Annotated in this window: 19 protein-coding genes; 9 read left to right on the top strand and 10 right to left on the bottom strand. The window is 57.6% G+C overall.

Translation table 11 applies throughout. The annotated features are described in order from the left end of the window. Nucleotides 1-22 precede the first annotated feature (22 nt). From AAF358_07180 to AAF358_07165, 4 genes are read left to right on the top strand one after another with little or no spacing between them, the layout of a single operon-like run. Entirely contained in the window at nucleotides 23-619 is a 597-nt protein-coding gene (locus AAF358_07180; GenBank protein MEM7705315.1) for an RNA polymerase sigma factor, read from the top strand. Next, nucleotides 616-1,359, top strand: a complete 744-nt coding sequence (locus AAF358_07175) for a zf-HC2 domain-containing protein (GenBank protein ID MEM7705314.1) — start codon at nucleotides 616-618, stop codon at nucleotides 1,357-1,359. Before AAF358_07180 ends, AAF358_07175 begins: the two co-directional genes overlap by 4 nt. Nucleotides 1,360-1,376: 17 nt before the next feature. After that, a complete protein-coding gene (locus AAF358_07170; protein MEM7705313.1) occupies nucleotides 1,377-2,477 on the top strand; it encodes a HEAT repeat domain-containing protein in 1,101 nt (366 codons plus the stop codon). Continuing rightward, nucleotides 2,474-3,376, top strand: coding sequence for a HEAT repeat domain-containing protein (locus AAF358_07165; protein ID MEM7705312.1), 903 nt, complete (start codon nucleotides 2,474-2,476; stop codon nucleotides 3,374-3,376). The genes AAF358_07170 and AAF358_07165 overlap by 4 nt, the downstream gene beginning before the upstream one ends. Nucleotides 3,377-3,389: 13 nt before the next feature. On the opposite strand, the gene AAF358_07160 is transcribed toward AAF358_07165, so the two are convergent. The 3 genes from AAF358_07160 to AAF358_07150 form a co-directional block, all read right to left on the bottom strand. Continuing rightward, nucleotides 3,390-5,594, bottom strand: a complete 2,205-nt coding sequence (locus AAF358_07160) for a molybdopterin cofactor-binding domain-containing protein (GenBank protein ID MEM7705311.1) — start codon at nucleotides 5,592-5,594, stop codon at nucleotides 3,390-3,392. After that, nucleotides 5,591-6,088: a (2Fe-2S)-binding protein gene (locus tag AAF358_07155; GenBank protein MEM7705310.1), complete on the bottom strand. Its 498-nt coding sequence runs from the start codon at nucleotides 6,086-6,088 to the stop codon at nucleotides 5,591-5,593. The genes AAF358_07160 and AAF358_07155 overlap by 4 nt, the downstream gene beginning before the upstream one ends. Nucleotides 6,089-6,241: 153 nt before the next feature. After that, nucleotides 6,242-7,114 (bottom strand): hypothetical protein, encoded by an 873-nt coding sequence (locus AAF358_07150; GenBank protein ID MEM7705309.1) that lies wholly within the window; start codon nucleotides 7,112-7,114, stop codon nucleotides 6,242-6,244. A gap of 244 nt (nucleotides 7,115-7,358) precedes the next feature. On the opposite strand from AAF358_07150, the gene AAF358_07145 reads away from it, so the two are divergent. From AAF358_07145 to AAF358_07135, 3 genes are all read left to right on the top strand, one after another. Next, nucleotides 7,359-8,795: an amidase gene (locus AAF358_07145; protein MEM7705308.1), complete on the top strand. Its 1,437-nt coding sequence runs from the start codon at nucleotides 7,359-7,361 to the stop codon at nucleotides 8,793-8,795. Between the two features lie 77 nt (nucleotides 8,796-8,872). Next, the gene (locus tag AAF358_07140) at nucleotides 8,873-9,694 is read left to right on the top strand and encodes a trypsin-like serine protease (protein MEM7705307.1); all 822 of its coding nucleotides are present in this window, start codon (nucleotides 8,873-8,875) and stop codon (nucleotides 9,692-9,694) included. A gap of 111 nt (nucleotides 9,695-9,805) precedes the next feature. After that, entirely contained in the window at nucleotides 9,806-10,798 is a 993-nt protein-coding gene (locus AAF358_07135; GenBank protein ID MEM7705306.1) for a DUF2891 domain-containing protein, read from the top strand. 63 nt (nucleotides 10,799-10,861) lie between these two features. Here the strand turns inward: AAF358_07135 and AAF358_07130 are convergent, their stop codons facing one another. The 3 genes from AAF358_07130 to AAF358_07120 all read right to left on the bottom strand — a co-directional run bounded on the left by AAF358_07130 (nucleotide 10,862) and on the right by AAF358_07120 (nucleotide 14,382). After that, nucleotides 10,862-11,287: a hypothetical protein gene (locus AAF358_07130; protein MEM7705305.1), complete on the bottom strand. Its 426-nt coding sequence runs from the start codon at nucleotides 11,285-11,287 to the stop codon at nucleotides 10,862-10,864. Nucleotides 11,288-11,481: 194 nt separating this feature from the next. Beyond that, nucleotides 11,482-12,282, bottom strand: a complete 801-nt coding sequence (locus AAF358_07125; protein ID MEM7705304.1) for a methyltransferase domain-containing protein — start codon at nucleotides 12,280-12,282, stop codon at nucleotides 11,482-11,484. A gap of 54 nt (nucleotides 12,283-12,336) precedes the next feature. Continuing rightward, nucleotides 12,337-14,382: an integrin alpha gene (locus tag AAF358_07120; GenBank protein MEM7705303.1), complete on the bottom strand. Its 2,046-nt coding sequence runs from the start codon at nucleotides 14,380-14,382 to the stop codon at nucleotides 12,337-12,339. Nucleotides 14,383-14,524: 142 nt separating this feature from the next. On the opposite strand from AAF358_07120, the gene AAF358_07115 reads away from it, so the two are divergent. After that, nucleotides 14,525-17,296: a serine/threonine-protein kinase gene (locus AAF358_07115; GenBank protein ID MEM7705302.1), complete on the top strand. Its 2,772-nt coding sequence runs from the start codon at nucleotides 14,525-14,527 to the stop codon at nucleotides 17,294-17,296. Between the two features lie 13 nt (nucleotides 17,297-17,309). Here the strand turns inward: AAF358_07115 and AAF358_07110 are convergent, their stop codons facing one another. Then, a complete protein-coding gene (locus tag AAF358_07110) occupies nucleotides 17,310-17,861 on the bottom strand; it encodes an ECF-type sigma factor (protein ID MEM7705301.1) in 552 nt (183 codons plus the stop codon). A 283-nt stretch (nucleotides 17,862-18,144) separates the two neighbouring features. On the opposite strand from AAF358_07110, the gene AAF358_07105 reads away from it, so the two are divergent. Beyond that, the gene (locus tag AAF358_07105) at nucleotides 18,145-19,374 is read left to right on the top strand and encodes a carboxypeptidase-like regulatory domain-containing protein (GenBank protein ID MEM7705300.1); all 1,230 of its coding nucleotides are present in this window, start codon (nucleotides 18,145-18,147) and stop codon (nucleotides 19,372-19,374) included. A gap of 118 nt (nucleotides 19,375-19,492) precedes the next feature. On the opposite strand, the gene AAF358_07100 is transcribed toward AAF358_07105, so the two are convergent. The 3 genes from AAF358_07100 to AAF358_07090 are packed head-to-tail and all read right to left on the bottom strand — an operon-like array spanning nucleotide 19,493 to nucleotide 20,927. Next, the gene (locus AAF358_07100; protein MEM7705299.1) at nucleotides 19,493-20,023 is read right to left on the bottom strand and encodes a DUF4442 domain-containing protein; all 531 of its coding nucleotides are present in this window, start codon (nucleotides 20,021-20,023) and stop codon (nucleotides 19,493-19,495) included. 2 nt (nucleotides 20,024-20,025) lie between these two features. Further along, nucleotides 20,026-20,508: a hotdog fold domain-containing protein gene (locus AAF358_07095; GenBank protein MEM7705298.1), complete on the bottom strand. Its 483-nt coding sequence runs from the start codon at nucleotides 20,506-20,508 to the stop codon at nucleotides 20,026-20,028. Nucleotides 20,509-20,510: 2 nt separating this feature from the next. Further along, nucleotides 20,511-20,927 (bottom strand): MarR family transcriptional regulator, encoded by a 417-nt coding sequence (locus AAF358_07090; protein MEM7705297.1) that lies wholly within the window; start codon nucleotides 20,925-20,927, stop codon nucleotides 20,511-20,513. Between the last annotated feature and the right edge of the window lie 405 nt (nucleotides 20,928-21,332).

Here is a 21,332-nt window from a genome sequence, read left to right as displayed (position 1 = left end):
CAACACTCACACGGGAGACCGAGTGGCCAATTCAGATGAACAGGTGCTGTTGAGCCGGGCCAAAAACGGTGACCGACTCGCCCTGAAGGCCCTGGTGGAAAGGCATCAGGAGGATGTCTTCTACCTTGCGCTGGGCCTGCTTGGCCAGCGCTCGGAAGCGGAGGATGCAATGCAGGAAGTCATGATAAAGGCGATTAAGGCGCTACCGCGATTTCGAGGCGACTCAGGCTTTGCGACGTGGCTGTACCGCATCACTCACAACACCTGTCTGGATCATATTCGCCGGCAGCGCTGGAGCAAGGTAACCGATTCGATGGATGAAAACCCCGCCTTGGCAGAGCACTGGCAGACCCCGGACCCCACCGACGACCCCGGACGGGTCACGGCGAGCGCTGAGCTCGGGCGTGAGCTGATGCAGGCGATGGACACGCTAACGCCCGCAGAGCGCAGTGTTTTCGTTTTGAGGCAGTTTCAAGAGCTGTCGACCCGTGAAACGGCTGAGGTGCTGTCGCGCGCCGAGGGTTCCGTAAAAAACCTGCTGTTTCGCGCCATGCGGAAGCTGCGGGAGGCGATGGCGGAGTTCGACGACTCCTCGGGTCACCGGGAGGCATCGCTATGACCGTCTGCAAAGAGTGGGAAGCCGCGATCAGTGATCGAGTCATGGGCGAGGTGGAGGGGCCGGAACAGGAAGCGTTTTCGCGGCACGTCGAAACCTGTGCCGGTTGCAGTGCCGAGCTGGCCGCACAGATGGCGTTCCAGGCCTCGCTGGTGCTCCCGGCGAAACCCTTGCCCGGCGAGCTCAACGCTTGGCCGAAGGTGGCTCGCGAGCTGGCTCCGACACCGCGGCGTTCGCGCTCAATGAGTTTTGGCATGGCGGGTTTCCTCGCTGCCGCGATGCTGGTGCTGGGTGTTGGGCTTGGCGGTCTGATGGTCACCAACAGCCCGGTGGATGGTCCGCGCCTCGTGGAGACCTCTGTGTCTGAGGAGGATCGCTATCTAACCTTCCTTGAGGAAGCGGCGCCGCTGCTTCTGGCGGTCACCAATCGCGAAGTTCCTGAGCTGGTGAGCGCCAGTTTTTTGGGGAGCGAGGCCCTGGCGGCGGAACAGCGTGCTGCCGAACGCCTGGCTGATGTTGCGCGAGGCCTGATCGACCAGCTTGAGGACACCGGCCGTGATCGGGAGGCGCAGCTGGTGGGTGAGCTGGAGCTGGTGTTTATCCAGGTTGCCAACCTATCTCGGAAGCAGGACGCCGGCAGCCTTCAGATCCTGAAAGCGGCCATCGATAACCGTGGCCTCCTTTTTCAACTAACGCTGGAAGAACTGAGACATTTGCCCGAGCCGCAGGACGGCGGGGTCTAAACCAAGGAAGCAAAACTATGAAAATTCGCACAATTGTCCAAGTGGTGAGCCTGTGCTCCGGGCTGATGGCTGCCTCGGGAGCCGCCAGGGCTCAGTCCAATGCAGATGGCGCTGCCCAAGCTTATCAGCAGGGTTACAACCAGGTGCTGGATCGAAACTGGTCTGCAGCCCTGGCAACCTTTGGCGCTCTGGTTGAGCAGTACCCTGGCTCCGACTGGGCTGACGACGCGGAGTTCTGGCGCTGCTACGCACGTGACGAGTTGGGGGAGGCGCCTTCCGAGGTGTTTGGCTGCTATGACAACCATCTGGCGAGCTATCGGCGGAGCGAGTGGAGCGACGACGCCAAACGGGCAATGGTGCGCCTGGCTCGGCAGCTGGATGGACAAGGACAAAAAGAATACTCCGATCGCGTCCGCCGTTTTGGCCGCAGCGATGACGATAACCGGATGCTGCAGGTGTTGGCGGAGCTCGGTGAAATCGGCGATGAACGTTCGCTGGAGGTAATTATCCAGCACCTGGACGCCACAACCGACGAACAGCTACGTGCTCGCATCACCGATGTGCTGGAGGACATTGATCTTCCCGCAGCCTCCGAAAAACTTCGGAATCTGGTCTTTAATGACCCGTCGATCAAGGTTCAGCGCACGGCGCTCCACGCGTTAACCCATCACGAATCGGCCAGCGTCACGCCGACGCTGATGTCAGTCCTGGACGATCAGGGTCGCGATCCCGAACTTCGCTCCGACGCCTTGGAATATCTGGTCGAGCTGGAGCCGGCGGGTCTGATCGACTTGCTGACAGAGGCGATCCGCGGAACGGACGATCGGCTGGCCATGACCGCGATCGACGAGCTCTCCGACCGAGAGGACCGGCAGGCGCTGAACGTCCTGGTAGCCTTGCTAGGCGAAGTTCCGCATCAGCGACGACGGCTTTCCATCGTTGATGAGATGGAAGACTTCGAAATGCCTGAGGCCGCGACCGCGCTGCTGAAGGTGGCACAGAGCGACCCTGACCCTAGGGTGCGGCGTGCGGCAACCGAGTCCCTGGGTGATATGGAAACGCCTGCAGCCCGGGAGGCGCTGATCGAGCTGTTGCAGGGTATGGGAACCGGACAGTGAGGCACCTCGTAACTGCAATGGTGGGTTTGCTTGCTCTGGTTGTGAGCCTCCCGTGCAGCGCGGCGGCCGTAGAGCGGTTCGAATCCGGGTCACTGGCGGAGCGCTGGACGGACGCAAGCAAGCAGAATCCTACGGAGGAGGCCTGGCTTGGCTGGTCGATTGATCGTTGGGCGGACCCGAACGGGTACAGCTACGCCGGCGGCTGGAACTTTGGCGGCAGCCGGTTCGCCCTCAAGGGACGTCCTTTGAGTGAACTGCTAACCGCAGATGACTCGCGGGCCGCTGCATTCTCCGGACAGCCGCCTTACGCCGGCTGGGAGCGAAGACCGATCGCCATTTTGCTGCGCATCTCCCCCGATGGGGTGGTTACTCGGGTCATCAACAGCGACTTCCAGGTTCCAATCAACTTGAGAGGGAAGCCGCTGAACTGGCTCGGTCGCCACAATCCTGAAGACAGCATTACGTTGCTGGTCCGTCTGCTTGCAGGCGGAAATGGGCAAGCCCGTCCAAGGGTGCGTGAATCGCTGATTCGGGCGATTGCGCGCCACAGCCATCCGGCCGCCTTTGAAGTGCTCGAAGGCTTCGTGCGGACGCTGGAAAACCCGGGGCTCCGCGAGGCCGCCACGGAAGGGCTCTCCTGGCAAGATGACCCGAGGGCTTTGCCAGTCCTGCTACGACTGATTGACGAAGACCCGGCCTGGAAGGTTCGACGAGCGGCTGTAGAGGCGCTGGGTGAGCTTCCGGAAGCTGAGGGGCTGCCAGCCCTGGCAAAAATTGCCCACACGCATAACGATCGCGACCTGGGTGAGGAGGCGATCGAAACGCTGGGTAGCCTAGGGCGAAGGCAGCCTCGTGCACGAGAGGCGCTTTTCCGTCTGCTCACCCTTCACGAGTCTTAAGGGCGGGTGACCACTAGCTAAATCCGCCCTCGGTCGGGAGTCTGACCGGCAGACTCCGGACTCGGAGGCCGCTGGCGGCGAAAATGGCGTTGGCCAGGGCCGGCGCAACAACCGGCGTGCCGGGCTCGCCAGCCCCACCGGGAGCGTGGCCGCTGTTGACGATGTGCGTCTCGATGATGGGCGTTTCGTCGATGCGGAGCATTGGATAATCGTGGAAATTGCTTTCCTTGACGGCACCGTTCTGGATATTGATCTCGCCGTACAGAGCGGCGGTCAGCCCAAAAATAATGCCCGACTCCATCTGCGCGGTAAGGCCGTCCGGGTTGATGGCGAGGCCAGGGTCGACCGCACAAACAATCCGATTGACCGAAACCTGGCCGTTTTCCACCAACACCTCTACCACCAGCGCAACGTATGTTCCAAACGATTCCTGCAAGGCGATGCCGCGACCCTCGCCGGGTCCGGTTCGCTCATACCAGCCAGCTTTCTCGGCAGCCGTTTCCAGAACCGTTCGATGACGGTCTGCGTCTTTGAGCAAGTCGCGCCGAAACTCAAAGGGATCACGTTTCGCGGCGACTGCGAGTTCGTCGATAAACGATTCGGTGAAAAAGCCCTGCTGCGAGTGGTCCACGCTCCGCCACGGCCCAAACGGTACGTGGGTAGAGCTGTCCACGTTGAAAATGCCAACGTTGGGGATCGCGTAGGGGATTAGCGCCGCGTCCGGTGGATGGCGTTTTTGAACGTAGTGGTTCTGCCACGCAACCGGGTTGCCGCTGGCATCCACCGCGCCGACAAAACGGCTGGTAACTGCCGGGCGATACCGGTCCTGACGGATGTCCTCCTCGCGGGACCAGATGAGCTTGACCGGGGCGCCCACCTCCCGCGAGAGCCTGGCCGCTTGAATGGCCACACCGGCTTCGGAGCGGCGGCCAAAACCGCCACCCATATAGAAATTGGTTAAGCGCACCTTGTCGTCGGACATCTCCATGGCCTCAGCTACGTCCGCCTGGTAGCCCAGCGGATTTTGTGTGCCGGTCCAGATTTCCAGCAGATCTTCTGTGTAACGGGCCGTCGCGTTCAGCGGCTCCATGGTCGCATGCGCCAGGAAGGGCACCTGGTACGTGGCTTCTACGACCGTCTCTGCCGATTCAATCGCCGCAGCTACGTCGCCGAGCGCCCGGTGCTTTTCTCCTTTGTCCTCGGCAATGGCGGTCGAGATGTCTCGCTCATACTGTGCAAAAATATCGCTGCCGCTGATCCCGTCCGCGTCGGTGGTCTCCCACTGGGCTTTGACTCTTCCCAGAGCCTGTTTTGCCGTCCAGTAGCCGTCAGCAACCACCGCAACCGCGTCACCCAGATTCACCACCGCGCGTACGCCTGGCATCTGCAGCGCTTCTGTGTCGTCGATGCTCGCCACCTGACTGCCGAAAACCGGGCTTTGCTGGAGGGTTGCGTAAAGCAAACCCTCGACGTGAGCGTCGATGCCAAACTGGGCGCTGCCGTCAGTCTTTTCAGGTACATCGAACCTGGGAATTGACCGGCCCATAAGGGTGAAGTCGCCGGGGTTCTTGAGTTTTGGGGCGACTGGCGGTTTGATCTTGGCGGCAGCTGCGGCAAAGTCCGCGTAGGGCGCGCGCTGGCTGTCGCTGATGACGTAGCCTGCCTCGGTCCGCAGTGCGTCGATCGGCGTTGCCCAGGCGCTGGATGCCGCCTGAAGCAGCATTTCCCGTGCTGCGGCGCCAGCCACGCGCATACCAAACTGCCCGGTTGAGCGAACGCTGGTGCTGCCGCCGGTGATCTGCAGGTTAAACAGCTGGCTAACCTCCAGGAGGGCACCATCGACGGTCGGCAGCAGCACCGCAGGAACCTTTTTGTCGCCGATCAGAAAACCCTTGGCCAGCACGTGATTGGCATACTCCTTGTGCGGGGGCGCTTCCTCGACCCGGATCTGCGACCAGTCAGCATCCAGTTCATCGCCCAGCATCTGCGCCAGCGCAGTTTGGGCTCCTTGGCCCATCTCGGAGTGAGGAACAATGGCCGTGATGGTGTTGTCCGGCGCAATTTTGACCCAAAGGTTCAGCAACTGCTCGCCATTGCTGGTCATCAGCTCTGCCATCTTGGGAGCACGGTGTCCGGGCCGTACCGCAACACCTAGCACCATGACCCCGCCGGCTGCGAGACCGGCGCCAATCAGGCCTCGGCGCGTCCACTTGTTCATCCGGTTTGCTCCGTCGTGGACTCGGCCGCCTGGCTTGCCATGGCCTTGGCTGCGCGATGGATCGCCCGGCGGATACGTGGATACGTGCCGCACCGACAGACATTGCCCCGCATAGCGGCGCTAATCGCCGAGTCGTCAGGCGAGGGGTTGCTGTTGAGCAACGCCATGGCCGACATCAGCTGACCCGACTGGCAGTAGCCGCACTGCGGCACCTGCTCATCGATCCAGGCTTGCTGCAGGGGGTGCAGCTGGTCGTCTGGGCCGGCCATCGCCTCGATGGTTGTGATCTCCTGTCCGGCAGCAGCAGAGATCGGCACGCTACAGGAGCGTATCGGCGTACCGCCGAGGTGCACCGTACAGGCACCGCACTGAGCGACGCCGCAGCCAAACTTGGTGCCGTTCAGGCCAAATTGCTCTCGCAAAACCCACAGTATGGGGGTAGCCGGATCGACGTCGGTTTGTTGCTGCTGGCCGTTGACTGTGAAACTCAGCATGAACTGCTCCGTGAATCCGTTTTTGTCTCAAAGCAACATAGCATTCAACGGCGTAGCCGTCTGCCCAAGGTGTGTACAGGGTTAGACAGTTTTTTTGGGGGTTGTAAGAACTCGCTTTATTCCCTCCATGCTGCGGTCCAGGGTTGCAGCTCTTCATTCCCGTCGATCTGACTGAGTCAGATCGCTAACAAATGTCATGACGTCGTGCTCGTACTGCTCCAGCACGCCAGCGTCAGCCCCGCGGTACGCCGAAAAGGCGATGGCCTTTCCCCGTTTTACGGTGACCTTTTCTAGCGGGCCGTCGAATAGCAAGTGCCCGGCGTTTTCATAGAAGATGAATCTGACGGGCCTGCTTCGCCTTTGCATCGCTTCGACCCAGTCCGCGATGGATGTGGGGGAATTGGGATAAGTTCTTGTCCAGACAAAATCGGTTTCCGATTTGCCCGCCCAGGTGTCGAGTTTGCCGAAGATGACGATGGTTGGAATGGCGTAATCCCCTAGTGGGAGTCCAGTGGCTGCCGGCGCTTCGGCCACAATCCCCTGGATTCCGTCGAGCTTAAGTAAGGAGCCTGCGTATAGCGCAACTCGCCCGCCGTTCGATGTGCCGTAGAGGAACGTGTTTTGTCCATCCCAGTCGCTGCGCGCCACGGCATAAGACACGGCGCCCTCATAGATTCCCCAGATCATTTTCTGTTTGGCGCTGTTGGTGACCTTGCGGCTGACGAACTCCCAATCGGTCAAACCGTTCATCTCATAGGCATCGAAGGACACCGTGGCAAAGCCAAAGCGGCGAAACATCTCAACGCGTGCGTGGTCGTCGTCCCGGTAGCCGGCGCCGCCGTGGGCGAACACCATGACCGGCGGATTCTGACTTGACCCAGGAGCCCAGATTTCAACGTGTGGGCTGGTGGGATCAAAGGAAGCCACGGGTCCAGCAACGGTGAACCAGCCACGGGTTCCAACTTCCTTCAGACTGACGGTAGTGATTTCTTCGCCAAGGCAGGGCTCTGCCAGAAGTCCGACCATCAGGGCCATCGTCGCGAGCAAAGCGGCGTTTGTTTGGGGGAAATTCGGCATCTTTATGTACCAATTTGAACGGCGTATTCAGAGCGTAACGAATGATGCCGGAAGGGGTTACAGGTAAAGAACGGCGTAAACCTTCCATGCGTGGAGATTGGAACGCCAGCTGTCCTGCAAATGGCCACCTTAGCGGTTGCGTGTTGCGATAGGCTGAGACCCACCTCTGTCGCTGTAATTATGGGTGAAAACCATGAAGCTCGAAGAATATGTTTCTTATGACGCCACGGGGCTGGCTGAGCTCGTTGATCGCAAGGAGGTCAGGCCTGATGAACTGGTCAGCACGGCCAATGAGGCGATCGATCAGGTCAACGGTCAAATCAATGCCGTTATTGATCGACTGGAAACACCGGTGCTCGGCGACCCAAAAGGCACGTTTAGAGGAGTCCCGTTCCTCGCCAAAGACCTGGTTCTTCATATCGCTGGCGTTCCGTGCCGCTCGGGTTGCCGGGCGCTGGCAGCAGGTCAGTTTGTGCCGGAAACAAATTCCGAGCTCGCGACGAGGCTCCACAACGCCGGGTGCAGCGTTGTCGGGATCACGTCCACGCCAGAGTTTGGATTTAACGCTTCGTCTGAGGCCTTAGTTTACGGAGAACCGACCCGCAACCCCTTTAAGCTAGACCGATCGAGTGGCGGTTCGTCCGGCGGGTCGGCGGCGGCAGTGGCCGCAGGGATTGTGCCGATGGCACACGCCAATGACGGCGGCGGATCGATTCGGATTCCGGCAGCCAATTGTGGACTGGTCGGGCTCAAGCCCACGCGCGGAAGAACACCGCTTGGCCCAGATTACGGCTTTCCGCTGATGGGTATGGGCATCGAGTTTGCCGTGTCGCGCACGGTTCGCGATAGCGCGCGTCTTCTTGATGCGGTCCAGGGGCCGGAAGTAGGGGCCCTGTTTGAGATTGCCCCGCCGGTAAGGCCGTACGCCGAAGAAATTGCGCGTGAACTAAAACCGCTTCGTATCGCACTGACGCACAGTCTTCCTGGCACGCCAAAGCCCGATCCCCAGATTGTCGCGGCGCTTGACCAGACGGCCTCGGTGCTTGAAGGCGCCGGTCACCATGTGGAAATGGCCTCTCCCCAGTACGATCCTGACCAGTTCAACGAAGCCAATTTTTTGGCGTGGACATCATTTCTGGCGGCCGGTGTCTATGGCCTGAGTCAGGAGCTTGGCATTGAACCCGGGCCTGAATATTTCGAAGAGGCAACGCTCGCCTGTGCTCGAGCCGGAGCCGGGTTTTCGGCGATCGACGTTGAAGTAGCTTTTGTATCGATTAACGCGATATCGCGAGCCATCGGGAATTTTATGGCCGACTACGACGCGCTGCTGCTTCCAGTGTTGCGGCACGAACCGATCGAACTGGGCTATCTCAATCAAAACGACGCGTCGTTATCCGGCCGTCACTGGTACGACCGCAACTTCGGGGTGGTGCCCTACACAGCGCCGTTCAACATGACGGGGCTGCCAGCCATTTCGCTGCCGGCCAGTATGCACAACGATATGCCGGTACCGATCCAGCTTGCCGGACGATATGGCGATGAGGCGACGCTGTTGCAGCTGGCCGCGTTTCTGGAAAAAGCACAGCCGTGGCGTGATATGCGGCCGGCGGTTTTTGCCGGGTCCGGTTGAAACCGCTGAGCCAAAGTCGATTCCTTAGATCCCTCAACCTTTCGCTTCAGCCTTTGCATTGGCTGTTAGGATTACTGATGAAATTTGCCTTCATGGCGTTGTTGAGCGCATCGTTTTGCGCCAACTCGATCGTCATCAGACATGACGTTGACGATCAGAAATATCGAGTCCCAGCGAATACAGTGCCGCAATTGGCTACGTTTTATGTTGATGGGGCGCATGGGACGCTGATTGACACGCAGTGGATTCTAACGGCGGCCCACGCGACGTTTTGCGTGGTGCCTTATGCTGAGGTGTTGATCAACGAACGGCGCGTTCCGGTGGAACAGGTGTTCGTCCATAAAGACTATACGCCAGGGATTAGCCACGATATTGCCTTAGTGAAGCTCGCAGAGCCCGTGACCGACGTTAAACCGTTTACCATCAATACACAGGCTGACGAGGAGGGCCGCATCCTCTGGCTGATTGGAATCGGCGGGACCGGCAACGGCAGCGCAGGGCAGACGATTGACAGCTTTGCCAACGCTGGGGTGCTGCGTCGCGCTCAAAACCAAGTTGCGCGCGCCGACGGTCCAACGATGACCTTCGTTTTCGACCAGGGCCCCGATGCGCTTCCGTTAGAAGGCGTATCGGGCGGAGGCGATAGTGGCGGACCGGCCTACACTTTTGAAGGCGGTCAGGGCACGGTCTACGGCATCAGTTCCCGCGTTAAAGGAGGCGGTATTGGTCGCTATGGCGTCCAAGAGATATATAGCCGGATTTCCTATTTTTCGGAGTGGATAAAGCAGGTCATTGACGGCCGCGACACGGCGGCGATAGCTGACCCACGTCTTAAGCGGCTCCCCGGTGGATTAACGCGCGACGTGTTGCCCGAAGTGTGTGAGGATATCGGCCTCTAAGATATGGGCGTTGGATCTCTTATGCACCGACAACGGAAGGCCCTAGCACTGACGATTCTGTGTTTTACTTTGGTCGGCAGCGTCAATACCAGCTTGGCGGAAGAACCGGCGATGACCGCGGACGCAGTCGGGCGCTTCACCCAGCTTGCGATCACCTGCATCCCGCAGGAGTACCCGAATAAGCTCAATCAGCTGCTTGGCGACGCCAGTCATTTACGCCCGCCAAGAGAGCTCCATCCGACATTTTTTGGCTGCTACGACTGGCATTCATCGGTCCATGGGCATTGGATGCTCGTCAAAGCGCTCAAAGACTACGAAGACCTTCCCGGTCGAGAGGCGGTTTTTGCGCAGCTTCTCAAGTCGATTTCGGATGAAAACGTTTTGGCTGAACTTGATTACTTCAAACAGGAGTCCAAGAGCTGGGAACGGATGTACGGATGGGCGTGGCTGCTGCAGCTGCAAAATGAGCTGGTCGGCTGGGACGATGAGCGTGGCGAAGCGATGTCAAAAGCGCTACAGCCGCTGTCAGACTACATCCGCGATCGTTACATGGAGTTCCTGCCGATCCAGACCTACCCGGTGCGGACGGGCGTTCATCCGAATACCGCATTCGGCATGTCGTTTGCTTACGACTATGCAGTCGCTGTGGGCGATAAAGCGTTTGCGCAGCTGCTCGAAGAGACGGCGCTGCGGTACTACGGCAGCGACAAAGACTGCCCGATCGGCTGGGAACCCAGCGGGGAAGACTTCCTGTCGCCGTGCTTGGAAGAGGCGGCTCTGATGTCTCGCGTGATGGCGGGCGACCGGTTTCGGGACTGGTTGGCCGAGTTCCTTCCGAGGCTGGGGCAGAGCGGGCTTCAGCCCGCGGACGTCAGCGACCGTACCGACCCAAAGATTGTGCATCTCGATGGCTTGAATCTGAGCCGAGCGTGGAGCCTGCTGATCATCGCGAATGCTCTAGAGGATGCCTCGCTGGCGAATAAGCTGCGGGCGTCAGCGGATCAGCACCTGGCTGCGTCGCTGCCCTTCGTAACCGGCGACCACTATGTCGGGTCGCACTGGCTGGGTTCGTTTGCCATCTACGCGCTGACGCGTGCTAGGTAACTGCGAAAGTTTTTGCAGTCACCTTTTGCTGGAAGCGTTACGAGAGGTTGCGAGGTAGAAGCGTTATGCGTAGATGCTCGTAGACGCAAAGAAGACAATTGATGCCGCCGCGATCGTCGAGGTCACTATGCCGGTAAGGCGTGAACGGATCCAGCCGGAAAGTCCGATGCTCACAATGAGGCTGTTGACCCCCAGGCTGTAGCCCGCAATTAACGAATTCCACAGGAGCGTCACTTTATCTGGATCCGGCGTGAATGGAAGATCTGGATGAAGGGCAATAATGAGTCTCCAGCCCGCAATCACTGACACCAAAAGACTACAGGCCGACAGGGTCGCTGTGGCAACCAAAAACGTGACGATACGCTTTTCGGAAGCAAAAATGATTACGCTGAAGAGGATGGTCGCCGCCACGCCGCCAAGAAATGCCGAGACGAACGAAATCTGTTCCGCGACAGCGACGACGTAGCTGGCTTTCAATTCCTGGGTCACGATCCATTGTCCCTTGCAAACACCATCGCAGGCGAATGCCAGAGACTGTCGCAGCTTTGCGCTCTACGTCAACCCGTAACTGTTGCGGTGAGATGCGTCTGACTTGCCCTGAATTGGAATCAGAGATTTAAGGCGATGACCGTTGCACGCTGGTTCTTACGGAAAAAACGTAGAAATGACGGGTTTGTCAGCGTTCACACCGCATCGGCCTTTCCGATCAGAGCATTGAGCGGGAAGGAAACGGGCCCCGTGGCGTCTTCGAAGGACGGGTACTTCGTCCGCATCAGACTCACCATCTCGTCGATTTGCTTTTGCTCCACGTCGTTCGCCAACAGCCAAGCCTGAACCTCGGTTGTGACGAAATCTTCCACGGAGGGGAAATCAGCGGTTCCATCATGATGGGTGATTTCGGCTTCCTCCAGGTCGGCAGACGCAAAAATCGACTCTAGCGCGCCCGGTGAACCCATCGTAAAAGGCCAGGCCATCGATTTGGCTGCTTCCTCACCGGCAACCTCGCGTGTGGCATCTACCAGATGGCGGTAAACGATATTGTCTTGAAGACCCTGCCAAACGCTCGCGACTAATCGGCCTCCTGGCTTGAGCACGCGCCTCATCTCGCTTAGGGCTTTCTTCGGGTCCGGAACGAACATCAGCATGAAGGAGCTGACCACGATATCGAATCGTTGGTCCTCGAACGGGAGCTCGACAACGTTGCCCTGCAGGAATGTCGCGCCAGGACAGCGCTCCCTTGCGACGCTCAGCATGCTCTCGCTGAGATCAAAGCCCGTTAGGCTTCCGGTGTCCCCGACGTGCTGGGTCAGTTCGCGTGTCAAAACCCCGGTCCCGCAGCCAACATCCAAAACGGCGTCACCGTTGCTGATCCTGGCTGCTGCCATGAGGACTGGCGGCCATTGCTGAAAAATTGCCGGCACAAAAAATTGTTCATAGCCGTTCGCCGCTTCCGGCGTGAGGCCCATCTCATCGGGTGTTGACATCGAGTATTGCTCCTTCCTGCTCAGCATAGTTGCGGCTAATAGGTTTGTGGTTACCTATTCCTCGAAGCCGCTGTCGAAAATCTTTTCGGGAACCTCAAGAAAGAAAAAGCCGAGCTCGTCCACCAACGCCGAAATGGTGTTGTTCATCGGATTGATGACCGTGGCCGAAAGCACGGTGTAGGGTGCGTCGCCGTCGACTGAATGCACCAGACTAAGCTGCCTTTCTTCTACTCCTGGGAATAATTCGTCATCCAGATAGCGAAACTGCACTTCAGCGCCGGACCAGTTGTCGCGATTAGCCGATACCTCCCATGACACAAAGGCTGCCGCGTTACCGAAGGATCCGTCATTGCGGTTCAGCGTAACAGTAACGATTGAGGCGGCTTCGCCTGGGGTCTCGCCGTTCGAAAAATCGATCCATGCGCGGGAGTCGGGATGGCTGCGTTGGCTGCCGTCGCCCGCGATGCCAATCGCAATTCTGGGAGGATCACCATTTCTGATATGACGACGATAGGTGGCAGTTTGTCCCGGTTCGGATTGACTGAAAACCACGTAGCTCGAGCCAGCGGAATCGTTTCCGTCTGGTTCTGCGCCTGGTGCGCCGATAATCAGGTCAGCGAGGCCGTCGCCATTAACATCGCCGGCTGTCGAGACGCTTCGGCCAGCATCGTCGTTGGCGGCGACACCCTCATATCGCACGAATCCAGCAACGTCATTGAACACATCAATCGGCCCAGCGTCAGCTTTGCCGAAAATCAGGTGACTCAGACCCGCGCGGACATCGGCGGTTGTGCGTTCGCGGTCCAATCCTAGGATCAAATCCGCCTGCCCATCGCTGTTGGAGTCTCCGGCACCGGCGACGACCGTGTTACTGACCCCACCCAGATTGACTAAGTCAAACCCGCCAGTACCTAGATTTTCGACTTCGACCTGGGCGGAGTCACTTTTTCCGAAAATCACGTATGCCTCCCTGGATTCGAAGCCGGCAGCCAAGACATCACCGAGCCCGTCTCCATTGACATCACCGGCACCGGACACGATTCGACCTAGTCCCTCGAGAAAAAACTGTCCAGTAATTCTGAATCCGCTGGTGTTCAGGCTCCCGAGCTCAATCTCGTTAATGCTTGTGTCGCCAAAAATGACGTAGGCGGCACCAGCATTGGTGGTGCTGTTGGGACGGGCGCTTGTTGCACCGACAATCACATCGTCAAGACCATCACCGTTTACATCACCTGCGCCAGATACGCTGAAGCCTGATCTATCGCCTGCAGATGCGCCCGTTATCCGACGTCCCTGGAAGCCCAAATTGTTGACGTTGATGTCATTTGCATCAGTTTTACCAAATATCAGATAGCTGGCTCCGGCGTCCATGGCATTGGATAGGTCTACTCCTTGTGCGCCTACGATAAGATCGTCCAGGCCATCCCCATTAAAATCGCCAGCGCCGGCGACGCTTGAGCCAAGACGATCCCCCGGGCTCTCTCCGTTAATTCGAAATCCACCGGCACCCAGATTTCTGAGATTAATCAGGCCGCCAGCTGGCCGACCGAACACAACAAAAGCCGAACCTGCATCATTCCCGCCTGGAATGTCTATGCCGTCGGCACCGATAACGACGTCCGTCAACCCGTCGCCGTTGACATCACCGGCCCCCGACACGCTAAAGCCGGTTCGATCGCCTGGACTGATACCCACAATCTTGATGCCATTGGTCCCCAGGCTGCCAAGGTCGAGATCCAGATTGTTTGGCTTGCCGAACACGACGTAAGCAGCACCGACGTCCTCAATCACGTCGAAAATTGTTATTCCCTGGGTGTCAACACCCGTTGCCCCGACAATGACATCCGCAAGGCCGTCACCGTTAACGTCGCCGGCTCCGGAAACGCTGATGCCAGAGAGGTCAGACATCGACTCGCCATCGATTTGAAATCCGTTGTTGCCAAGCTGGTCGAGTCGAATGGTCTCCGCCAGAGCGCTCGTTCCTAACAAGCAGTGAAAAAACAATGCTGGCAAAACGATGCCCACCCAGTTTGCAAGAGAAAGAAGATGCGTATTCGCTGTATCACATTGGCTCTTCGTGACGATGTGTTTCCATCCCACACTTGCTCTCCCTATCGATCATCGGAAAAATTTGTGGCTGAATAGAAAGATCGAGATAAAACGACGAACCCGCCATTTTGCGTCGCTGCTACTCTTGGGATGGTTGAGTTCGTAACATCCGCTGGCCATTAACGAGGTATCTATGCCAAAGGCGACTGACTCGGACAGCATCATCAGCGCAATGCTAGGGATGGTCAGATCAGAGCGGGAAGCTTATCTCTCGTCGGTTCTCGATGACCCCAAAAAGCCTCCGGTTTTCCTGGAGGCGGCTGATGCGCTCTCTGACTATCTGTCGCTGCTGCGCACGGGTGGCGGCGTACTAGCCCATCAGCAGCTTCGCGTCGATGAAACGGTCGGCAATGCTGAACTCGAACGCGTCGAGATCGAGCAGTTTGAAATCGGCGAAAAGCTGGGTTCAGGCGGGTTTGCGGACGTTTATGCCGCCAGACAGCTCGAGCCTATTCAGCGCGATGTAGCGATCAAGATTCTGCGGCACGATCCGGGTAACGAGACACTCGCCGCTCGATTCCAAAGCGAACAGCAGGCGCTGGCGCAGCTTGACCACCCAAGTATCGCGCAGGTGTTCGACGCGGGCCGGACGAACGATGGAAGGCTGTTTTTTGTGATGGAAAAGATCGACGGCGTTTCCATTACGCAGTACTGCCACGATCGGGCGCTTGGGCTAAACGAGCGTTTAGGTCTTTTTCGAGAGGTTTGTGATGCGGTTGAGTTTGCTCACTCTCGGGGGATTGTTCATCGGGACCTGAAGCCTTCCAACGTGATGGTGACCGATGCCGCCGGCAGGGTGCAGGCCAAGGTGATCGACTTTGGGATCGCGAAAGGGATTGAGCATGCAGTGCGGGCAGAAGAACCCCTCACAGGGCAGGGAGAATTCCTCGGTACGCTGTCATCGATGAGTCCTGAACAGATCGGTGCGCGGTCTATTCCGATTGACCGGAGAACCGATGTCTATGCTCTGGGAGTGTTGCTCTATGAGCTGCTTTGCGATGCTGGTCCCTTCAGCGGGAGTACAACGCAAGGCGTCCTGATGAGCGTCTGGCGCTACGTGAGTGGCGAAACTCAGCTAACTCGGCCCAGCCGGCTAGCCGAGGAACAGTCTGCGCTTTCCCCCCGTATTGTGACGCGAATTGAAGAAGACCTGGATTGGATTACGTGCAAGGCGATGGCGATCGATCCGGCGGAGCGCTATCAGAGCGTCATGGTGCTCAGTGAGGACATATTGCGATTTTTGAGTCACCAGCCGGTGGCTGCAGGTCCTCCATCAGCCCGTTACCGAGCTCGCAAGTTTGTCCGGCGCAACTGGCCCGCACTATTGGCAGCGGGCTCCGTTCTGGCCGCGCTCACGGGTGGATTGCTGCAGACCACGATTGAACGCAACCGTACCGCGGAGGCCCTAGAGACGTTGACCCTGGTCACAGACTTCCAGTCGGAGATGCTTTCCAACCTGGATCCGTATGCCTTCGGTCTACAGCTGCGTGAGGTCATCCAGTCGGCAGATCCCGGACAGCCGGTGAACTACACCGATGCGGCTCGTTCGGCCATCGATAAGAACATTTTGTCCAAGGCGGGAGGCGCGCTTGGGTCGGTGTTTGCCGATAAGCCCGAGGTGGAGGGGCAGCTGAGGCAAAGCCTGGCGGATGTCTACATGAATCTGGGCATGAACAGCAAGGCCGTTGCCGAGCTGGAAAAGGTCCAAATGCAGCAATCCGGAGCCAGTGGCGTGGATCAGGTTCAGTTTCTCGGTCGGCTGGCCAACGCACTTGACGGAGACGGACGGTATGAGCAGGCGAGAGCGCTAGGTGTGCAACGACTTAAGCTCGCAGCAGCTGACTTTGATCCGCTGGATCCGATATATCTAGGCGCGTTGTCGGACATGGCCAGCATCCATATTTCATTCGGAGATTTTGAGAAAGCCGAAAAGCAGCAGCTTGAAGCGATGCGCGGGTTTTCCCAGCTATATGGCGAGAATTCCCGCCGAGCTCTGGCAGAAACACACCTGTACGCGACCATTCTTCACCATCAGGGTCGTCTCGCAGAGTCGCTGACTTACCGAGAGGCGGTTCTTCATTCGCGTTCCGAGCTATTGGATCGTCTCGACAATGATTTGATTGTCAGCCATGTCGGGCTCGGTTCGCTTCATCATCACCTGGGCAACCTGCAACAAGCAACTTATCACTTAAAGGAAGCGTTTAGCCGGCGCCGCGAGTCGCTAGGAGAGAACCACCCTCGTACGCTGTCGCTCTACAACAGGCTGGCGGCGGTGCTGCTCGACGAAGGTAAGCTCGCTGAGGCTGAAGCGTTCGTGCTGGACGGCGTAGGGCGATTTGAATCCACATCCGAGCCCGATACGCCACGTCTACTTTTGCTGCAGGCGCGATTGGCTGCGGTCAGAACCGCCCAGGGGCGCCATGAGGAGGCGGTTGCTGTACTCCAAGACGTACATCGCAAGAGCAGCGTCTTTCAAGGGGAAGACAATCCGGAGACGGTGGTTTTTCTCCACTCGTTGGCGTCGGCGCAGCTGAGCGCCGGTCGCCCGGAAACGGCCCGCTCTCTGTTCAGCCAGGCGATTGAACATTATCTCCGAATCTGGGGCGATCAGCATCCGCGTTATGGGATCCTGCTTGCGGATCAAGCTGAGCTGGAGGCTGACGCCAAGCGGTTTTCGCTGGCGCTGGATCAACTGAATCATGCGGAGCAAATTTTTGCGCTGAACTTCGGAGAAAAAGATCACCGCCTGATCGCTGACGTCCTGCTTCAGCGTGCTCGTTTCCTGGCGTTGGATGGGCGGAGCCCGGCGGCGCAACAAGCCGGTAATCGCGCGGCGGATATGTACCAGCGTCTGGGGCTATTGGCCAAGGCTGACGAGGCGCTGGCGCTTTCAATTCGTCAGTGAGATCGATGCGGTCTTAGCGGCCAAGCTGCGCTGCTAAGAACTTGCGCGCATTAGACCAAAACCGCTCTGCCGAGCGCTCGGACGATCCAAGAATGTCGGCAATCTCCGCGATGGAATACCCGCCAAAATAGCGATACTCAAAAACCTGGGCAAGTCGCTTGTCTTGCTCTGCTAACCGATCAAGTGCCTCGTTCACCCTTAACAGAAACTCTGCGTTGACCTGCTGGTCGTCGCGACCGATTGCCGGCACATATTCGACCTCGAGCCCCTGGCGCTTTTGCGTCTTAGCTTGTCTTGCGTCATCGATTATCACCTGGCGCATGATGGTCGCCGCCAGACCGAAGAACTGCTTCCGGTCCTCGGGTTTCACCCCGCCCGACGAAAGCAGCTTGATAAAGGTTTCCTGCACCAGCGTTGTCGCACCAATCTCCTGACCTGGGCGAACACGGCGATGTGCCAAACTCTTCAACTCCGGGTAAAGCAGATCGGATAGTGCGCTAAATGCCGTGGTATCACCCTGACAATAGCGTCTAAGTAGTTGCGTAACGTTTGCGTCGCCGCTCATGTTTTAGTCGTCATTTCTCTTCTGAAGGCGATGAACCCGGGTAAGAACGCCACGGATGGTCAGAGGATTTCCCAAGGTTATTGATCCCAGCAAAAAAGCTGAGCATAGATTCTATGATGCCTATCCATCGGCTGCACTGGCCTGCTAGAGATTTCTTTGCTGCTCAGCCGCTCGGACACGTGATCGCGAACATGTAAGAATGGCGTCTAGTTGGGGAATAGGGAAAACAGTGCAGGCTCAGCTCTCAAGATGCAGCGAGTTTCGGTGCTCGTTGGACCGCCGGATGCTGCCATTGGCGTCGGTGCTCTTTGTGCTATGTCAGGTTACGGAAGCTCAGGTGTTTGAGGCGGGCGCCGGGGTAGCTGCTCCCGATGAGACGGTAGATATTGATCTCCGGTTTGATTCGCAGGGGCAGCAAAATGTTGCCGGTGGCGAACTACGGCTGGGGTTCGATCCAGCGGTGATACAGATCAGCGAGAGCTGCCGATCGCGGGTTGGAGGTACCATATTCTCGACCCATCGGGTTAGCTGCGAAGTCGACAATTCGGCGGGGACGTTCACCATCGAGTTTTCGAGCCTGACGCCGATGGTGCCTCAGCCTCTTGTGGGTGATTTCGGACTGGGGAGTATCCAGGTAACCCTGGTTGATCCAAACGCCGTAACGGCGGATGGACTGCGGCAGCTTTTGCCGACGCAAATCATTATGCTGGAGAGCATCACTGGTGGACCGCTGCCGACGTCGACACCGCTGCCCGAGGGCGAGGCAATATTTGTTCCAGGCTGGCCCATTGATCGCTTTGAGTTTGACGATGACCCGGTCTCGGCAAGCAATCTGGATGAATCACTGGTTTCCAACGGTGATCCATTTATCGATCAACAGCTTCATAGCCTGCATCTCGATGCTGACGAGGACTGGTCAGCTCATGTGCTCAATGTGTGTAATCCGGTTTTTGCTGAAATTAGCGTTACCGCATTAAGTGCGGGTTTACCGGATGCCTTTCATCCAATAGTTCAGATTTACCCGGTGAGCCGTCTTACGGACGACAGCGTTTTGCCTGATGTTGTGTTGGGGAACTGTGATGCTGCGCCGGCTGAGTTGAGCATGGACGTTTCCGTGCTGTTTCGAGAAAGCCGCCTGATACGCGTCAGAAACTGTGAGCCGATTCCGGTCGGAGGATTGGCGTATCGACTGACTCGGGCGACGTCTATTGCCTGCCCTAGAGAGTCGATCTCCGTGTCAGGGACCGTCACGGATGCGTCGACCGGTCAGCCGGTACAGGTATTTGTGCTCGCCAGCCCCAATCAGTTTTCAGTGTCCAATCCTGTTACAGGCAACTACGCGATTACACTTCTGGCGGGTGTGGAATATACGTTGACGGTGATTTCTGACACGTTTCAGTCGAATCAGCTTACGGTCGGCCCCTTTGCTGAAGGCATCCGAGATACCGGTAACGATCTACAGGTCTTTCGACTCAGCGACGATGTCTTTGTTGATGGGTTCGAAGAATTCTAAGAACCCCGAAACGCATCTCAGTGATAGCTGGTCCGAACGGACACATCTGAATATCGTGATTCGTGGTTGACTAAGGCGCCGACAGAGTGGTCGGGTGAGGGCGGGAGCTAACGCTTCGCTAGCGGTTTCTCTTTGCGCGTCGGGCTGCTAGTTTGGCCTTGTAGTGAGCTTTGCTCGCCACATAGATAGTTTTTCTAACCTCGCAGTACACCTTCGATCGATCTTTGCTGGTGAGCTGGGTGACTTTAACGATTTCCGTTTCGTATTCGGCCTCAACCGCCCGTCGAATATCTTGGAGCTCTTCCTGGGAGTAGCTGAAATCGGCGTAAACGTCCTCCCTGGCTGGAGCCCTGAAATAAATTTCGGCGGACTTATCCCAAACGACGTATTGGCTATCAAGGAGATTGATGAGTTGAACCATCGGGATGGGGTCTACCGCAGCGAACAGGCTGCCCCCAAAGATCGACCCGACGTAGTTTTTGTTTTTGTAGCTGATTGGCAGCCTGGTTCTGACAAAGGTCATTTCCTCATCGACTTCAATAATCTTCGCCGTGCTGCGCCGATACATGGGTGAGAGGTTAAAGCCCACCTTAAAGAATCGAGCTTTGCCGAAGGCTTTGGCACCGATTTCTGCGATTTTCTGATACATGCTCAGGCCTTGCTTCTTAGTGAGATGCGCATCGTAATATCGGCATGGAAAACCTCGACGCCCTTTGCGTCGGTAACACTAACGGGCATCACGACATCCTGCGCTGTGTCCCAGTCGTAAGCGGGCACTTCACAAACGGCTCGAAGATCGGTCTTGGCCATTTTCAGGTAGTGCACGGTCATTCCGACCGGTATCCAACGGAAATCGCTATTCAGGGACACGTCGAGGCAGGTTCCACCGGCCAGCTCAGCCGCGTTGCACATCGCGATGGCATGCACCGTACCGATGTGGTTCTGCACGCGCCGCCGCTTCTTAAAAGACACTTCAACCCTTCCGGGGCGTATATCCCTGAAGGTGGGTTTGATACTCGAGAAATAGGGGGCCTTGAAACAAACGATTCGGCTGACTAGCCAGTGTCCAAAGGCATTGCCACCGAACGTTTTCCAGAGCTTTAGCAGGGGGCTCTTCGAAGGTTTATGGGCCATGGTTACTTTTTCTTCCCGGAAAACAACTGGGTCACGTGCTGCAAATAGCGAGCTACGGTGTCGAGCTCGCGTTCACTGAATCCCTTATCCATTTCGGAGTTGAGGTCCTGTAGCAGGGTCATACCTTTTTTCAATACGTCTTTGCCTTTATCGGACGAACTTAGACGAGATGCGCGTGAGTCGGTTTCACAGGTTGACCGTTCGATTAGTCCATTGGCCAGCATGCGTTTTGCGAGCCCGGTGACGGCGGAGTTATCAAGCATCAGGGCATTGGCAAGCTCTTTCATGAGGCAATTTTCGTGCTCCTTTAACACCATGAGTGCCGTGAGTTGAGTTGTGGTTATCCCAAGCTGTTCTAAACACCCGGCGTCCAACGCTTTCATCATGGTGTGCCTGGCGAGGTTGATTTGATAAATCATTCGTCTGTTTTGGGCCATGAAGGTAGTGTGCGTTATATATTTGATATGTCAACTATCGATCCGGAATTCCTTCGATCGATAGAATGAGAGCGGCTTCGCGCTCTGGTCACAGGCCAACGCGATCGCAGAGTGAGGTGGAGCCTTGCATAAGGCTAGCTCTGGCAATGTGCAAAACCCCTGAGTCGAGGGGTTCTCTGAGTCCAGGCTCCGTCTTTTTCTGGGCTACGTTCGATCCATGAATTCCAGATGCGCCGATTCCTTTTCTCAACTTTAGGGCCCGTGATCGCCTGATCTTGGGACACCTGCTGCGTGCCGTTAACTGGGGGATCGAGCCGCCCGGAGCCTACTCAGGTCACGGTGTGCTCGGCATATGAACCTTGCCAGAGCCTTAATTTCAAACCCTGG

The organism is Pseudomonadota bacterium, assembly GCA_039033415.1.
Lineage (GTDB): Bacteria > Pseudomonadota > Gammaproteobacteria > Xanthomonadales > SZUA-38 > JANQOZ01.
Note: the sequence above shows the minus strand (reverse complement) of the source record. Positions and strands in the feature narration are given on the sequence as shown.

Coding starts and splice junctions, on each gene's coding strand:
- AAF358_07135 (MEM7705306.1), top strand. CDS start 9,806: ATGACCGCGGACGCAGTCGGGCGCTTCACCCAGCTTGCGATCACCTGC.
- AAF358_07095 (MEM7705298.1), bottom strand. CDS start 20,508: ATGGCCCATAAACCTTCGAAGAGCCCCCTGCTAAAGCTCTGGAAAACG.
- AAF358_07100 (MEM7705299.1), bottom strand. CDS start 20,023: ATGTATCAGAAAATCGCAGAAATCGGTGCCAAAGCCTTCGGCAAAGCT.
- AAF358_07175 (MEM7705314.1), top strand. CDS start 616: ATGACCGTCTGCAAAGAGTGGGAAGCCGCGATCAGTGATCGAGTCATG.
- AAF358_07145 (MEM7705308.1), top strand. CDS start 7,359: ATGAAGCTCGAAGAATATGTTTCTTATGACGCCACGGGGCTGGCTGAG.
- AAF358_07160 (MEM7705311.1), bottom strand. CDS start 5,594: ATGAACAAGTGGACGCGCCGAGGCCTGATTGGCGCCGGTCTCGCAGCC.
- AAF358_07115 (MEM7705302.1), top strand. CDS start 14,525: ATGCCAAAGGCGACTGACTCGGACAGCATCATCAGCGCAATGCTAGGG.
- AAF358_07110 (MEM7705301.1), bottom strand. CDS start 17,861: ATGAGCGGCGACGCAAACGTTACGCAACTACTTAGACGCTATTGTCAG.
- AAF358_07150 (MEM7705309.1), bottom strand. CDS start 7,114: ATGGTCGGACTTCTGGCAGAGCCCTGCCTTGGCGAAGAAATCACTACC.
- AAF358_07105 (MEM7705300.1), top strand. CDS start 18,145: ATGCTGCCATTGGCGTCGGTGCTCTTTGTGCTATGTCAGGTTACGGAA.
- AAF358_07140 (MEM7705307.1), top strand. CDS start 8,873: ATGAAATTTGCCTTCATGGCGTTGTTGAGCGCATCGTTTTGCGCCAAC.
- AAF358_07170 (MEM7705313.1), top strand. CDS start 1,377: ATGAAAATTCGCACAATTGTCCAAGTGGTGAGCCTGTGCTCCGGGCTG.
- AAF358_07125 (MEM7705304.1), bottom strand. CDS start 12,282: ATGTCAACACCCGATGAGATGGGCCTCACGCCGGAAGCGGCGAACGGC.
- AAF358_07155 (MEM7705310.1), bottom strand. CDS start 6,088: ATGCTGAGTTTCACAGTCAACGGCCAGCAGCAACAAACCGACGTCGAT.
- AAF358_07090 (MEM7705297.1), bottom strand. CDS start 20,927: ATGATTTATCAAATCAACCTCGCCAGGCACACCATGATGAAAGCGTTG.